General features: G+C 40.4%; 15 protein-coding genes. All 15 read right to left on the bottom strand.

The window, feature by feature from the left end:
• Window positions 1–396 precede the first annotated feature (396 nt).
• Window positions 397–1,893: a lysine--tRNA ligase gene (lysS, locus tag WBG45_RS13235; protein ID WP_424415252.1), complete on the bottom strand. Its 1,497-nt coding sequence runs from the start codon at window positions 1,891–1,893 to the stop codon at window positions 397–399.
• Between the two features lie 267 nt (window positions 1,894–2,160).
• The gene (dusB, locus tag WBG45_RS13230) at window positions 2,161–3,189 is read right to left on the bottom strand and encodes a tRNA dihydrouridine synthase DusB (RefSeq protein WP_424415251.1); all 1,029 of its coding nucleotides are present in this window, start codon (window positions 3,187–3,189) and stop codon (window positions 2,161–2,163) included.
• Between the two features lie 16 nt (window positions 3,190–3,205).
• Window positions 3,206–3,418, bottom strand: coding sequence for a helix-turn-helix domain-containing protein (locus WBG45_RS13225; protein WP_424415249.1), 213 nt, complete (start codon window positions 3,416–3,418; stop codon window positions 3,206–3,208).
• Complete coding sequence (gene folK, locus WBG45_RS13220; RefSeq protein WP_424415247.1) at window positions 3,370–3,888, bottom strand: 2-amino-4-hydroxy-6-hydroxymethyldihydropteridine diphosphokinase; 519 nt, start codon at window positions 3,886–3,888, stop codon at window positions 3,370–3,372. The genes WBG45_RS13225 and folK overlap by 49 nt, the downstream gene beginning before the upstream one ends.
• Complete coding sequence (folB, locus tag WBG45_RS13215; protein WP_424415245.1) at window positions 3,885–4,253, bottom strand: dihydroneopterin aldolase; 369 nt, start codon at window positions 4,251–4,253, stop codon at window positions 3,885–3,887. Before folB ends, folK begins: the two co-directional genes overlap by 4 nt.
• 14 nt (window positions 4,254–4,267) lie before the next feature.
• Window positions 4,268–5,119, bottom strand: a complete 852-nt coding sequence (gene folP, locus WBG45_RS13210) for a dihydropteroate synthase (protein ID WP_424415243.1) — start codon at window positions 5,117–5,119, stop codon at window positions 4,268–4,270.
• Between the two features lie 2 nt (window positions 5,120–5,121).
• Complete coding sequence (gene pabC, locus WBG45_RS13205; protein ID WP_424415242.1) at window positions 5,122–5,973, bottom strand: aminodeoxychorismate lyase; 852 nt, start codon at window positions 5,971–5,973, stop codon at window positions 5,122–5,124.
• Window positions 5,973–6,566, bottom strand: coding sequence for an aminodeoxychorismate/anthranilate synthase component II (gene pabA, locus WBG45_RS13200; protein ID WP_424415241.1), 594 nt, complete (start codon window positions 6,564–6,566; stop codon window positions 5,973–5,975). The genes pabC and pabA overlap by 1 nt, the downstream gene beginning before the upstream one ends.
• Window positions 6,563–7,981, bottom strand: coding sequence for an anthranilate synthase component I family protein (locus WBG45_RS13195; protein WP_424415240.1), 1,419 nt, complete (start codon window positions 7,979–7,981; stop codon window positions 6,563–6,565). The genes pabA and WBG45_RS13195 overlap by 4 nt, the downstream gene beginning before the upstream one ends.
• Window positions 7,982–8,089: 108 nt before the next feature.
• The gene (cysK, locus tag WBG45_RS13190) at window positions 8,090–9,013 is read right to left on the bottom strand and encodes a cysteine synthase A (protein ID WP_424415238.1); all 924 of its coding nucleotides are present in this window, start codon (window positions 9,011–9,013) and stop codon (window positions 8,090–8,092) included.
• A gap of 221 nt (window positions 9,014–9,234) precedes the next feature.
• A complete protein-coding gene (locus tag WBG45_RS13185; RefSeq protein WP_424415236.1) occupies window positions 9,235–10,173 on the bottom strand; it encodes a peptidyl-prolyl cis-trans isomerase in 939 nt (312 codons plus the stop codon).
• Window positions 10,157–11,038 (bottom strand): Hsp33 family molecular chaperone HslO, encoded by an 882-nt coding sequence (gene hslO, locus WBG45_RS13180; RefSeq protein ID WP_424415234.1) that lies wholly within the window; start codon window positions 11,036–11,038, stop codon window positions 10,157–10,159. Before hslO ends, WBG45_RS13185 begins: the two co-directional genes overlap by 17 nt.
• Before the next feature lie 17 nt (window positions 11,039–11,055).
• Window positions 11,056–11,820 (bottom strand): type III pantothenate kinase, encoded by a 765-nt coding sequence (locus tag WBG45_RS13175; RefSeq protein ID WP_424415232.1) that lies wholly within the window; start codon window positions 11,818–11,820, stop codon window positions 11,056–11,058.
• 204 nt (window positions 11,821–12,024) lie between these two features.
• Window positions 12,025–14,022 (bottom strand): ATP-dependent zinc metalloprotease FtsH, encoded by a 1,998-nt coding sequence (gene ftsH, locus WBG45_RS13170; protein ID WP_424415230.1) that lies wholly within the window; start codon window positions 14,020–14,022, stop codon window positions 12,025–12,027.
• Between the two features lie 131 nt (window positions 14,023–14,153).
• Window positions 14,154–14,696 carry a hypoxanthine phosphoribosyltransferase gene (hpt, locus tag WBG45_RS13165; protein ID WP_024536356.1) on the bottom strand — a complete coding sequence of 181 codons (543 nt, stop codon included), beginning with the start codon at window positions 14,694–14,696 and terminating at the stop codon, window positions 14,154–14,156.
• Between the last annotated feature and the right edge of the window lies 1 nt (window position 14,697).

Raw genomic sequence — 14,697 nt, 5'->3', positions numbered from 1 at the left:
AAAAATTTGACGTTTATAATGAACAATTAAGTTCAAGTTTGTTTTCGATACCGACAGGTGTCGGCGGAAGAAAACGTTTATGCTTCCGGCACCGAAGTGCGTTCCGCTTGTTAGTTGACGTTTTGCTGTTCAGTTTTCAAGGTTCATTTCGTTGGTCACTCTCGCGACAGCAACTTTTATATCTTAGCAAATCTAGTTTGTCATGTCAACAAAAAGTTTTGCTTTTTCAATTTTGTTTGCCGCTCGTTTTGGCGACTTGATTACTATACCACCATCCAAAAGACCACACAAGCCCTTTTAAAATTAAAAGATTATTAAATTAATAAACCTTAGATTCTTCCCTACAAATGAAAAAGAAGCCGGGACGAAACCCGACTTCTTTCTTGTATCATTAACTTAATCACGGTGACGCATTTGTGGGAATAACAGTACATCGCGAATCGAAGGAGAATTCGTTAACAACATAATTAAACGATCAATCCCGATTCCCAGTCCACCTGTTGGCGGCATTCCGTATTCAAGCGCTTCGATAAAATCATCATCCATTTCATGAGCTTCATCATTACCTGCTTCTTTTTCAACGAGCTGTGCTTCGAAACGTTCGCGTTGATCGATAGGATCGTTTAGTTCCGTGAAAGCATTTGCGTGTTCACGACGAACGATGAATAACTCAAAACGATCTGTGAAACGACCATCTTGTGGATTCTTCTTAGCTAATGGCGAGATTTCCACCGGATGTCCATAAATAAATGTAGGTTGAACTAATGACTCTTCGACTTTTTGCTCAAAGAATTCGTTTAGCACATGTCCAACTTCCATAGAAGGTTTAACATCTACTCCGTGTTCTTTCGCTAAAGCGTGTGCTTGTTCTTTCGTCATTTCTACCCAGAAATCAACGCCAGTCATTTCTTTAACAGCATCTGCCATGTGTAGACGTTTCCAACCAGGAGATAAATCAATTTCATCTTCTCCGTACATCACTTTTGTAGTACCAAGAACATCTTGTGCTACGTGTGCAATTACATTTTCAGTTAACTCCATGATGTCGTTGTAATCCGCATACGCTTCATATAACTCAAGCATAGTGAATTCAGGGTTGTGTCTCGTAGAAATTCCTTCATTTCGGAATACACGACCGATTTCATAAACTTTTTCTAAACCACCCACGATTAAGCGTTTCAAATGTAGTTCTATTGCAATACGCATATATAATGTCATATCTAATGCATTGTGGTGTGTAATAAATGGTCGTGCTGCGGCTCCGCCAGCGATTGCATGCATAAGTGGTGTTTCCACTTCCAAGAACCCTTGCCCATCTAAATAACGACGCATTGATTGTATGATTCGGCTACGTGTGATAAATGTGGTTTTGCTTTCTTGACTAGAAATCAAGTCTAAGTATCGTTGACGGTAACGTTGTTCAACATCTTTTAATCCGTGGAATTTTTCCGGCATCGGACGGAGTGCTTTTGTTAAGAATGTAAATTCAGTTGCTTTTACAGAAAGCTCTCCTACTTGTGTACGGAAAACATTCCCACGAACACCGACGATATCACCTAAGTCAGCCGTAGTAAACAAATGGTAAGATTCGTCACCAATTGCATCTTTACGTACATAAATTTGAACTTGACCACCGAAGTCTTGAAGATGCGCGAATCCAGCTTTGCCTTTTCCGCGTTTTGTCATGATTCTTCCAGCAATCGTAACTTCGCGTGGTTCTTCATCCAATTGCTCTTTTGAAAATTGTTCAAACTCTTCATGAATTCCTTCGGACAAATGTGAACGTTCAAAACGACCACCAAATGGATCTAGTCCACTTTCACTTATTGAAGTCATCTTTTGGCGTCTCACCAAAAGTTGATCATTTGTTTCTGTTTCATCTAAATGTGACATATTCATTTCACTCCCTTTTCTTTTGATAGCTCCGTTTAACCATTTAACGGAAAGCTAAGAAGAACTCAATAGGCCGTATTTGATTGATTAAAAATACCATTTGTTCGTCATCGCTAGCCATTCATAATGAACCTATTGTACACAATTTCACAATCGTCTTCACGTCTTATCGCATTTTTAGATTAAATTTGGATGTATTTCCATAATTCTGAAAAGTTCCTTCTATATAAAGAAGAGCTATCACGAAAAGTGACAGCTCATTTTGTATTACATAACGCTTGCTTCTAGTTCACGACCACCAAGGGCCATTTGCTCTTCTGCAAAGTCGTTAATGAATGTGCGTAGTTCAAGTGCAGATTCAGTTTGATTAATTAGATTACGGGCTTTACCGTTTCCACGGATGCCTTTTAGATACCATGAAGCATGTTTACGCATTTCTCGAACGGCAACGTGTTCACCTTTAAGAGCCATTAAACGTTCGAAGTGAAGTAAGCATACATCCATTTTCTCACGAACAGATGGTTCTGGTTTCAATTCACCAGACTCCAAATATTCCACGGTGCGGTAAATCATCCATGGGTCACCCAATGCCGCGCGACCAATCATGACACCATCAACGCCTGTTTCATCTAGCATACGCTTCGCATCTTGAGGAGTTTCTACATCACCATTACCGATAACGGGAATCTTGACGTTTTCTTTCACCTGGCGAATAATATCCCAGTCTGCGTGACCTTCATACATTTGTACACGTGTACGTCCGTGAACAGCAACTGCTGATCCGCCCGCACGTTCAACTGCTTGTGCATTTTGAACTGCATATAAATGATCGAGATCCCAACCCGTACGCATTTTCACACTGACTGGTTTTTTTACATTGTCGACAACTGCGGCAACCATTTCGTAAATTTTTTCTGGATCGAGCAATAACTTCGCGCCCGCTTCACATTTGATAATTTTCGATACTGGACATCCCATGTTGATATCGATAATATCTGCTGTAGTGTTTTGATCTACATATTTCGCAGCTTCAACGAGTGTGTCTTTGTCTCCACCAAAAATTTGTAACGACAATGGATTTTCTCTGTCATCAATGTATAACATGTTCATCGTTTTTTCGTTTTTTTGCACAATCCCTTTATCTGAAATCATCTCTGCATAAACAAGCCCAGCACCGAACTCTTTTACCGTTAAACGGAAAGCTGAGTTACATATACCAGCCATTGGCGCTAACACTACACGGTTATCCATTACATGCTTACCTATTTGAAATGGCTTATCATTCATCTTCGTCATTGTTCATCCTCCTTTCTTATGAATTTGTTTCACCTATTAACTCTTCTACCTCTATATGTAGCACGGATGCCATATTATCAAGTTGTTCTGTGGTTGGTACTCGAGTTCCACGCTCGATTTGACCTAAAACCGATGTTGACATGCCGATTTTATGGGCAAAGTCGAGTTGTTTCATCGCTTTTAGCTTTCTAAACGCACGAATGCGTCTACCCCATCGATTGTTTTCCATACGTGAACGCCTTCTTTCTGTCCTTCTGCATACTCGCTAAAAGACACACCCGTTAGTGGATGAATGCCTTGTGGCACCAATTCCATTAACGGAACGAGAACGAACCCTCGCTCATGCAGTCGCGGATGAGGGACAGTCAGTTTCTCTGACTCTATATTTTCGTCATTGTAAAGCAAAATGTCAAGGTCTATACATCTAGGTCCCCAGCGGAATTCGCGGATTCTACCTAGAGTTTGCTCGGTATCTAAGCAAATTAAAAGGATTTTTTCTGCAGATAAATAACTCTGTATTTCGACGACTATATTTAAAAACGTTGCTTGTTCAGTATATCCTATAGGATCTGTTTCATAAACTGACGAAATTTGAGTAACTTTTAAGTTAGGTTTCTCTTGCAACATACGAACCGCATCTTGTAACATTTCAAATCGGTTTCCAAGATTTGAACCTAACGATAAATATGCGGTATTCATACATAGTCGCCTCTCGTAATTTCAACAGAAATCGAACGATAATGACCAGGAATTGGGGGATCAGGTTTAATAACGATTACTTTACACCCTTTTACGCGACCTTTGAACGTCTTTAAGATTTCTGTTGCAATGCGCTCTGCCACAGTCTCCACTAACTGAACTGGTTCACCTTCAACAATTTTTTGGCAAATGAAAAATGCTTCTGCATAGTTAACTGTTTTGTCTAAGTTATCTGTTTGACCGGCTTCTTGTAATTCAACAGCTAGTGAAAGTGTTACACGGAATCGCTGTCCGAGTTTTGTTTCTTCAGCAAATACACCATGGTTTCCCCAAAACTCCATATCATTCACATGAATATAATCCATTTATATCGCCCCTCTTAACTTTCTATATAAGGTTGTTTACCAGTCATTACATCCATCATGCGCACAGTGCGAGCAATTTCTTTCACATCATGTACTCGCATCATATGACATCCATGCATCATACCAAAGGAAACCGTTGCTGCAGTTCCTTCTAGACGTTCTTCAACTGGTAGATCTAAAACCTTGCCAATCATAGTCTTGCGAGAAGTCGCTAATAACACCGGATAGCCCATCTCCACAAGATTTTCTAAATGTTGCATCATTAAAATATTTTGATTTGTTGTTTTAGCAAATCCAATACCTGGATCTAGCCAAATGTGATGATTTGGAACACCTGCGTCTTTGGCAATTTGAACACTTTCTTCTAAATCCTTACGTACGTCCAGCCAAAAATCGCTATAGTCTTTATTGTCACGATTATGCATTAATAAAATCGGCACACCGAGCCTTGCTGCCACTTCCGCTATAGCAGGTTCACGTTTAGCTCCCCACACATCATTAATAATATGTGCACCAGCTTGTATGGCAGCTTCAGCTACTTTTGCTTTATATGTATCAATTGAAATAGCCACATCGAGTTCCCTCGATAAAGCCTGGATAACAGGAATGACGCGAGAAAGTTCTTCTTCGAGACTGACAGCCGCATGACCTGGTCGTGTTGATTCTCCACCGACATCAATAATTTTCGCTCCGTCAGCAATCATTTTCTTCGCATGATCAACTGCCGCTTCTACTGCATCATATTTGCCGCCATCTGAGAATGAGTCTGGCGTTACATTTAATATCCCCATAATAATGGTTTCTTTATGAAAATCAAAAACCGTTCCATTTACTTCGAAGGCTTTAGTATAGTGTTTTAAATTCACCTTTATCGCTCCTTGCTCGTCTGCGCCACTTGATTCACATAGTGTTCGTGCAACTTCATGTAAACTAATCCATTCTTTCCGTCAAACCGACTCGACCCAAGTAGTTGAATTGGTACCAACTCTTGAATAGCATTCGTCACAAAGACTTCATCTGCCTTCTCAAGCTTGTCAGGAGTAAATAGCCCTTCAACTAGAATTATTCCGAGTGATTCCGCTATCCGCTTCACCGTATTGCGTGTAATTCCAGCTAATATGCCCGTTTCGAGTGCAGGAGTGTACAAAATACTGTCTGTTACCCAAAAAATGTTAGAAGTGATTCCTTCTGCTACATATCCTTGTTCTGTTAAAAAAAAGCCTTCTTGTTCAGCAAGAGATGGTAATTCTAAGCGCGCCAGCACATTATTTGCATAATGATGTGACTTATAACGGTGCTCACTTTCTGGTGTATTGCGTCGAGTTTTTAACCACACGGCTGATTTTTCTTTCCCACGAGTCAATGGAGGCAAGGTTTTTCTGAACAAAATCACAGTCGGTTTTTCATAAACAGAAGGAGCCAAGCCAATATCATGCGCACCAGCTGACACATTCAATCGAAAATACCCGTCTTCTCCACCACTTCGTGCATTTAGCTCCACTATAGTCGCTGTCAATAAATCTACATCCAATTCGACATCTATTCGAAATTCATCGAGCGCCTTGCGCAAGCGCTCTATATGTTCTTCGAGTAAGAAAGGTTTTCCTTTATACGTACGAAATGTTTCGAAAAAGCCTAACCCATATAAAAACCCGTGGTCGAAAGGTGAAATGCGCAGCTCGTCTGCTTTCACAAACTCCCCATTCATCCAAGCCCACATTACGCTTCCTGCTTACTTGCCGGCTGGCAATAGGTTTGAATAAAATTCTTAAGTAACTGTTTGCCTTCTTCAGTCATGATTGATTCAGGATGATACTGTACACCTTCAATAGCAAACTCACGATGACGAAGACCCATGATTTCGCCTTCAGCCGTCCAAGATGTCACTTCTAAACAATCGGGAAACGATTCTTTTTCAACAATTAACGAATGATAACGCGTAGCTTGAAATGGATTTGGCATTCCCGTATTTACACCTTTTCCATCATGATGGACAGGTGACGTTTTACCATGCATTAAGCGCTCCGCTCGAATGACATTTCCCCCGAATGCTTGTCCAATCGACTGATGGCCAAGACACACACCGAAAAGTGGGATCTTTCCAGCAAAGTGAGTAATGACATTCAGGCTGATGCCTGCATCATTTGGCGTACAAGGTCCTGGAGAGACCACAATCATTTCTGGTTTTAACGATTCAATTTCAGCAAGAGTCAATTCATCATTGCGCTTAACGACTAACTCTTTTCCAAGCTCGCCAAAATATTGAACCAAGTTATAGGTAAATGAATCGTAGTTATCGATCATTAAAATCATTTGTTCCCCACTCCCTCCGCCATTGCTTTTGCTTGCCATAGTGCTTTTGCTTTGTTTAACGATTCCATGTACTCATTTGCTGGACTTGAGTCAATAACAATACCCGCTCCCGCTTGGATATGTGCTATGCCATCTTTCACAAAAGCTGTACGGATAACGATATTGAATTCTAAATCACCTGTATACCCGAGCCAACCAATAGAACCTGTATATAAACCACGTCTGACGGGTTCAAGTTCTTCAATAATTTCCATCGTCCTGATCTTAGGCGCTCCTGTAATGGTTCCTCCAGGAAATACAGCGCGAAGGACTTCCGCATTAGACGTGTCTGCAGCTAGTGTTCCTCTGACGTTCGATACAATATGCATGACGTGTGAATATTTTTCGATAACCATGAACTCGTTTACTTCAACTGAACCATATGCCGAGACACGCCCTAAATCATTGCGTTCTAAATCTACCAACATAACGTGTTCAGCACGTTCTTTTTCGTTATCGATTAATTCTTTCGCCAGACGCTCATCTTCATTTTCATTTTTACCACGAGGACGTGTACCTGCAATAGGACGTGTTGATAATTCATCGCCTTTTTTCTTCACCAACAACTCAGGCGATCCTGATACCACGGCAAAATCGGGCGATTGAATAAAGGCCATGTACGGAGAAGGATTAAACGAACGTAACGCTTCATAATATATTACCGGAGATACGCTTAGCTCCTTTGATTGACGGACGGACAAGTTTACTTGGAACACATCCCCTTGGCTAATATAAGCCTGAATGCTACGCACTGCTTCCTCAAAAACTTCTCCAGTCATTGAAACGTGAAGCTCAGTCTGGTCGTCAAGAACTTCAGTTGCGCCACCCGCGATAAATACTCGAGTCGCTAAACCTTTTTTAGCAGCTTGTCTCCATTTTTCACTTTCCGCCTGCAAATCAACATCAACCGTTGAGATATGCATAATATGCACTTCTTCTTTCTCTATATCTAAAACTGCCCATTGATCAAGCAAGTAGAAGTACAAGTCTGGAATATGTAAATCATCTTCAGTGTCATTTGGTAACGCTTCAATTTGTCGAGCATAGTCATACGTAATGAAGCCCGCTGCACCACCTTGAAAATCTGGTAAGTCAGCAATATGCGCGAATTGATATTCTTCCACTACCTTTTCGACTAATTGTAGAGCTTCTCCGTGTCTTTCTTCTACTTTCCCATCACGCCATTTGATAAGTAAACCACTTTTTGTTGATTCGATAACGGCTAATGGATTCCAAGCAGCCACACTAAATTGTCCTCCACGTCCACTTTCCATCAAGATATGATGAGACTCAGTTTGTGTAAGTTCTTTATAAGCATAATAAAATTCATCTTTAGTGAATGAAATTGTTGTTGTATGTAATTGAACATCCTGCATGTCCATTCTCCCCCTGAATAACAAGTATCGCTTACATCTTATCGTGAATGACTAGTTAAACGCCACAAAAAAGAGAGAACGTCTCCGCTCTCTCTTCATCTATTATGGTTAGTCTTCAAATTGATATAGTGGTGTACTTAAATAGCGCTCTCCATTTGAAGGAAGAATAGCCAAAACTTTTTTGCCTTTACCGAGTCTACGAGCTACTTCTAACGCTGCATGAACAGCGGCTCCAGATGAAACACCACCAAGAATTCCTTCTTCACGCGCTAATTTTCGTGCGGTTTCATAAGAATCTTCATTTGAAACTTGAATGATACTATCGTAAATTTCTGTGTTCAATACTTCAGGCACAAAGCCTGCACCAATCCCTTGAATTTTATGAGGTCCTGGTTGCCCTCCTGATAAAATTGCCGAATCTTTTGGCTCAACCGCCACAATTTCAATACCCGGAAAATTCTTTTTCAATACTTCCCCAGCACCTGTGATTGTTCCACCTGTACCAACACCTGAAATAAAAGCATCTAATTGATCCATCGCTTCTACAATTTCGGGACCAGTTGTTAATCGATGTACTTCGGGATTTGCTAAGTTATTAAATTGTTGAGGCATATACCAGCCTTTTTCTTCTGCTAGTTCACTCGCCTTTGCTATAGCACCCTTCATTCCATCGGGACCTGGAGTTAACACTAATTCTGCGCCGTATGCACGTAATAAATTACGTCGCTCCATGCTCATTGTTTCAGGCATAACAAGTACAGATTTATACCCCTTAGCTGCAGCAATCATAGCGAGCCCTATTCCAGTGTTACCACTTGTTGGTTCAATAATTGTATCACCTTGTTTTAACTTCCCATCACGTTCAGCCGCTTCAACCATTGAAAGTGCAATACGATCTTTCACACTACTACCTGGGTTAAAAAATTCTAATTTTAAATAAACCTCGGCATCTTCGGGTCCTGTCAGACGGTTTAATTTCACAATCGGGGTTTTTCCTACTAAATCTGCTACTGAATTACCTACTCGTGTCATTTTCTCACTCCTAATCCCTAGTAGTTCAATTGGTTTTTATTTCTTCTTAATCCTACCAATTTTTCTGACTTTTCGCAAACTAAAAGCAGCCACCTGAACGAATCAGAAAACTGCTTTGGTATACCGTTATCATACGTAACTTTGTGCTTTTCTATGTCTAATTATGAAGTTTGAGGAGCGTGACCAGCTTCAAACTCAGCTCGCACCTTCGTTTCACAATGTCATTCACCATAAAACCATTCGGTGTTAAATTCATTCCAAAATGCTTCTGGCGAAACGGATTGTGGTAGTTGCTCTAACGCCAATTCACGTTTGATATGATCTTTCACATCTTCATACGAGAAATCTTGACCTTCCGCAATATCTTGTAAGTAAACGACACCGTATCGACCGTCTGATAGAGAAACGGGACTACTCCATTGGTCTACCTCTAGTTTACTAGCTGCTTCCACAACTGAGGAATCCACGTTCTCTTGCCCTTCCGAAATAAACCCAATATCTCCGCCTAGACTAGCCGAAGAAGTATCAACTGAACGTTCACGAGCTAACACATCAAATGAAGAGCCATTTTCGAGTTCATTTACTGCCTCTTGCGCATCTGATTTAGTCTGTAAAACAATTAAACTCGCTTGATATGTAGTAGGAATATTATATAAGGACTGATTTTCATCATAGAATGTTTGAATTTGCGCATCTTCAATCACCACGTCTTTTGTTAACACTTTATCTAGTATTAACTGGGCACGCATTTTTTGACGTTGCATATCACTGTTTAAAGAAAGACCTTGTGACCCAGTGCTGTCTTGAGCAGTTCTTATTAAAGATAGTTCTAAATTTATTTCTTTATCAGTCACTTTAATTTCGTACTTTTTAGCAGCGGCATTCATTACTTGGGCGTTTACCAATTCTAGTAATGTTTCTTTTCCATACTGTTCTTCCATAGCGACCATCCAGTCCTCACGGGAAATTTTCTCTTTCCCTACGGATGCCACTACTTCATTGCCACCAGTTGGTCCGTTTGGAATTAACCAAGCGATAAACCATAACAAGTTGCCCAGCAATAATAGACCAAGAACAATAAGTACTGGTTTAGTTTTCAATTTTTTCTGAGTGGATCGCCCTTCTTGCGGGCGACCCATATTATTATGATTTGATTTCATCGATATAAGATTCCAGTTCTTGTTGTGAATATTCATATGTTTCCATACAGAAATGACATTGAGCTTCTGCTTTGCCGTCATCGTCAATCATTTCTTGAATTTCATCTACACCTAAAGCTAAAATCGCTGTACCAAAACGATCCTTTGAACAATTACATTCAAATGACACCGGCATTTTATCTAGTACTTGGACATTTTCCTCACCTAAAATCTCTTGCAATAATTCTTCAGGAGACAAACCTTTTGCAATTAACTTAGAGACAGGCTCCATAGAACTTAGTTTTTCTTCAATAATTGAAATCGTGTCATCTTCAATTCCTGGCATTAACTGAATGATAAATCCGCCAGAAGCCAAAATTGAATTATCTGGATTTACTAATACTCCTAACCCAACTGAAGACGGCACTTGTTCTGATGCCGCGAAATAATACGTGAAATCTTCGCCTAGTTCACCAGATACTAGCGGCACTGAACCTGTAAAGAAGTCTCGCATCCCAAGATCTTTAACAATCGTCAACATCCCATCAGTACCGACAGCACGTTTAACATCAAGTTTACCGTGCTCATTTAAGTCAAAGTGCGTTTGTGGTTGTGAAACATATCCTCGTACTTCACCTTTTGAGTTACTATCGACGACAATGGCACCAAGTGGACCTTTACCTTCTACTTTAACTGTCAGTTTATCTTCACCTTTGAGCATTGCCCCCATCATAACACCAGCTGTCATCGAACGGCCTAGTGCCGCTGAAGCAGTTGGCCACGTTGCGTGACGTTGCTGTGCTTCACTTATGGTATCTGTTGTGCGAACCGAAAAGGCTCTCACTTTGCCGTCAAATGCTAAAGCTCTTATTAAATAATCATTCATCTTGATTCCCTCTTTTCTTATTGGTTACGTTCGTATATTAAGTGCAAACCTTTTAATGTTAAATATGGGTCAATTTTATCGATCACGGTCGATTCCGCTGCAATTAGATTAGCCATTCCACCAGTAGCAATGACAGTTGGCTGTAATTTACTTTGAGCTTTCATACGAGATACAATACCTTCAACTTGCCCGACATATCCATAAACAATACCAGCTTGCATGGCTGAGACTGTATTTTTCCCAACTACGCTTTCAGGCTTCGTTAATTCAATACGTGGTAATTTAGAAGCTTTAGTAAATAGCGCTTCAGTTGAAATTCCTATACCGGGAGCAATCGCGCCTCCCATATATTCGCCTTTTTCATTTATATAACAATAGGTTGTGGCCGTTCCGAAATCGACAATAATGAGTGGTGGTCCATATTCTTCTATCGCCGCCACCGCGTTGACAATACGGTCCGCGCCAACTTCACGAGGATTTTCATATTTTATATTTAATCCCGTTTTTACACCTGGACCTACTATTAGCGGTTTGATGCCAAAGTATTTCTGACACATGCGTTCTAACGAAAACATGATGGACGGGACAACGGATGAAATGATGATGCCATGAATTTGACTAAAGTCGATACCTGCATGATTAAATAAAGCCTTCACTTGCATACCGTATTCGTCTTCCGTTTTGTAACGGTCGGTTTCCATGCGCCAATGATGAATTAATTCGTCTGAATGGTATACACCCAGCACAATATTCGTATTTCCAGTATCTAAAACGAGTATCATTATTGTCCCCCACAAATTCGATTAATAAATTGCTCTAGTATTGCAGTCTGCTTACGCTGATCTTCTGGACTTCACTTTTCACGTCGTTCGGTAGAAAGTTCGCACCTGTGCTTTTCTGTAAGTCATCATACCATAATTATCTATCCATAAAAAAGCTGAGCGACTTCCACATAGGGAGGTCACTCAGCTTTATGTGCACTAATTTTACTTACGATCTTCTTTAATGTCGTGAGAAGGTTCAACGGTTGTTTCTTCCTTCGGTAGATCACCAATTGACGGATCGTTTGGTGCGCCTGTAACGTCTGGTGTTACTTCGTCAACTTTAGTCGTTTCCGCGTCCACTACTTCAGTTACAGAATCCTTAACCGGGCGAACCGGTAAAGTACCGTGTTCTTTAAGGTGCATAATTTGACCAGCATCAAGCGTTTCCACTTCAAGAAGTGTGGTTGCAATTAACTCAAGCAATTCACGTTTTTCCGTCAAAATTTCTTTTGTACGCGCGTATTGCTCTTTAATCATTGTTTGCATTTCTTGGTCAATTTCGTATGCAATCGCATCTGAATAGTTTTGTTCAGAGTTAAAGTCACGACCTAAGAAGACGTTTCCGCCTTGCGCTTGACCAAACTGCATCGGTCCGAGTTTATCGCTCATTCCGTATTCTGTTACCATGCTTCGAGCAATGCTCGTCGCACGTTGGAAGTCATTATGAGCACCAGTTGAGACTTCACCGAAGACTACATCTTCAGCTACGCGCCCACCAAGTAAACCAGAAATTTTATCAAGTAACTCTGGTTTTGTCATGAAGTAACGATCTTCTTTTGGCAACATAACTGCATATCCGCCAGCTTGACCACGTGGAACGATGGTTACTTTATGTACAATTTCTGCATCATCTAAAGTTAATCCAATTACTACGTGTCCCGCTTCGTGGTAAGCAACAATTTTGCGTTCTTTTACTGAAATGACTTTACCTGTTTTTGCAGGACCTGCAATAACACGGTCAGTTGCTTCATCAATATCAAACATATCAATTTTCTTCTTGTTACTACGAGCAGCCACTAAAGCTGCTTCGTTAAGAAGGTTTTCTAAATCCGCACCAGAAAATCCTGGTGTGCGTTGTGCGATTGCTTTAAAGTCTACATGCTCATCTAAAGGTTTGTTACGGGCATGGACTCTAAGGACAGCTTCACGACCCTTAACGTCTGGGCGACCGACCGTAATTTGACGGTCAAAACGACCTGGACGAAGAAGAGCTGGATCTAAAATATCTGGGCGGTTCGTTGCAGCGACGATAATAATACCTTCATTCGCTCCGAAGCCATCCATTTCAACAAGTAATTGGTTTAAGGTTTGTTCACGCTCATCGTGTCCACCACCTAGACCTGCTCCACGTTGACGACCTACTGCATCAATCTCATCAATAAAGATGATACATGGTGCATTTTTCTTGGCATTTTCGAAAAGGTCACGTACTCGAGATGCACCAACCCCAACAAACATTTCCACGAAATCGGAACCACTGATTGAGAAGAAAGGAACGCCTGATTCGCCTGCAACAGCACGTGCAAGCAACGTTTTACCAGTACCCGGAGGACCTACTAATAGAATCCCTTTAGGAATACGAGCACCAATTGCATCGAATTTGCGAGGGTCTTTTAAGAATTCAACCACTTCTACAAGTTCTTGTTTCTCTTCGTCCGCTCCAGCTACATCTTCAAAACGAACTTTTTTCTTTTCGTTATCATATAATTTCGCTTTACTTTTCCCGAAACTCATGACTTTATTACCGCCACCTTGAGCTTGGTTCAACAAGAAGAAGAACAGGATAAAGATAATGATGAATGGAATTAAACCAGTAAAGAATTGAACCCACCCACTTGTTTCAGGTGCTGGCAAAACTTCTACATTATTGGTTTGAGCAGCGTCTCGAATGGTTTTCAGGACTGTAGGATCATCCATCGTAATGGCTGTAATGAATTCCTCGTCCTCTTTATACCCTTCCATTTTACCTCGAATTTCATACACACCTTGATCAGGCTGCATGGTCAATTCAGTAACCTCGCCACTTTCTAACGCCTTAAGAAACTCGCTATAATTGATATCTTTGGTTGGCTCTTTCCCGCTGTTAAACGTTCCAAAAATCCCAATAATTACGAGGAAAATTAATAAATAAAATATGGTGTATCGAAATATTCGATTCATCATGAACCCCCTCAAGAAATATACAGAAAAACTATTGATAATCTTATCATACCAAGAAAAAAGGGTACAACGATATGCCTTGCCTTTTACACGTTATTCTTTAATTTATGTCGGAAATCAAATTCACTTTATTAAAACGAATAAACTTCTTTCTTCAAAACTCCTACGTAAGGTAGGTTACGATATTTTTCCATGTAGTCTAAACCGTATCCTACTACAAAAGCATCAGGAACAATAAACCCAACATAGTCCGCTTGTAAATCAACTTTACGACCTGTTGGTTTGTCTAGTAATGTAACGACTTTAATCGATTTTGCTTTACGGTATTTAAAAAGGTCCACTAAATAGCTAAGTGTTAACCCACTGTCGATAATGTCTTCTAGAATCAACACGTCACGACCTTCAACACTTGTGTTTAAATCTTTTACAATTTTCACTTCACCTGAAGAAACTGTAGCGTTCCCGTAACTTGAAACGTCCATGAAATCAATCTCCATGTAAATATCCATACGTTTCATAAGATCAGCCATAAATGGCATCGCGCCTTTTAGTACGCCAATTGCGAGTGGGAATTTGTCGTTGTAATCAGCCGTTAAGACTTCGCCTAATTCACGAATTTTTGTTTGTAGTTGTTCTTCAGAAATTAATACTTCTTGAATATCTTTTTCTAACATA

The organism is Paenisporosarcina sp., from assembly GCF_049671445.1.
In the GTDB taxonomy this organism is placed as follows: Bacteria; Bacillota; Bacilli; order Bacillales_A; family Planococcaceae; genus Paenisporosarcina.
Note: the sequence above shows the minus strand (reverse complement) of the source record. Positions and strands in the feature narration are given on the sequence as shown.

What these genes read in the sequence shown, in the direction of transcription:
- folK (WP_424415247.1), bottom strand. Translation starts at nt 3,888, where the DNA reads ATGAATACCGCATATTTATCGTTAGGTTCAAATCTTGGAAACCGATTT.
- hpt (WP_024536356.1), bottom strand. Translation starts at nt 14,696, where the DNA reads ATGTTAGAAAAAGATATTCAAGAAGTATTAATTTCTGAAGAACAACTA.
- WBG45_RS13225 (WP_424415249.1), bottom strand. Translation starts at nt 3,418, where the DNA reads ATGGAAAACAATCGATGGGGTAGACGCATTCGTGCGTTTAGAAAGCTA.
- dusB (WP_424415251.1), bottom strand. Translation starts at nt 3,189, where the DNA reads ATGACGAAGATGAATGATAAGCCATTTCAAATAGGTAAGCATGTAATG.
- folB (WP_424415245.1), bottom strand. Translation starts at nt 4,253, where the DNA reads ATGGATTATATTCATGTGAATGATATGGAGTTTTGGGGAAACCATGGT.
- WBG45_RS13195 (WP_424415240.1), bottom strand. Translation starts at nt 7,981, where the DNA reads ATGCAGGATGTTCAATTACATACAACAACAATTTCATTCACTAAAGAT.
- cysK (WP_424415238.1), bottom strand. Translation starts at nt 9,013, where the DNA reads ATGACACGAGTAGGTAATTCAGTAGCAGATTTAGTAGGAAAAACCCCG.
- WBG45_RS13175 (WP_424415232.1), bottom strand. Translation starts at nt 11,820, where the DNA reads ATGATACTCGTTTTAGATACTGGAAATACGAATATTGTGCTGGGTGTA.
- WBG45_RS13185 (WP_424415236.1), bottom strand. Translation starts at nt 10,173, where the DNA reads ATGAAATCAAATCATAATAATATGGGTCGCCCGCAAGAAGGGCGATCC.
- pabA (WP_424415241.1), bottom strand. Translation starts at nt 6,566, where the DNA reads ATGATTTTAATGATCGATAACTACGATTCATTTACCTATAACTTGGTT.
- pabC (WP_424415242.1), bottom strand. Translation starts at nt 5,973, where the DNA reads ATGTGGGCTTGGATGAATGGGGAGTTTGTGAAAGCAGACGAGCTGCGC.
- hslO (WP_424415234.1), bottom strand. Translation starts at nt 11,038, where the DNA reads ATGAATGATTATTTAATAAGAGCTTTAGCATTTGACGGCAAAGTGAGA.
- lysS (WP_424415252.1), bottom strand. Translation starts at nt 1,893, where the DNA reads ATGTCACATTTAGATGAAACAGAAACAAATGATCAACTTTTGGTGAGA.
- ftsH (WP_424415230.1), bottom strand. Translation starts at nt 14,022, where the DNA reads ATGAATCGAATATTTCGATACACCATATTTTATTTATTAATTTTCCTC.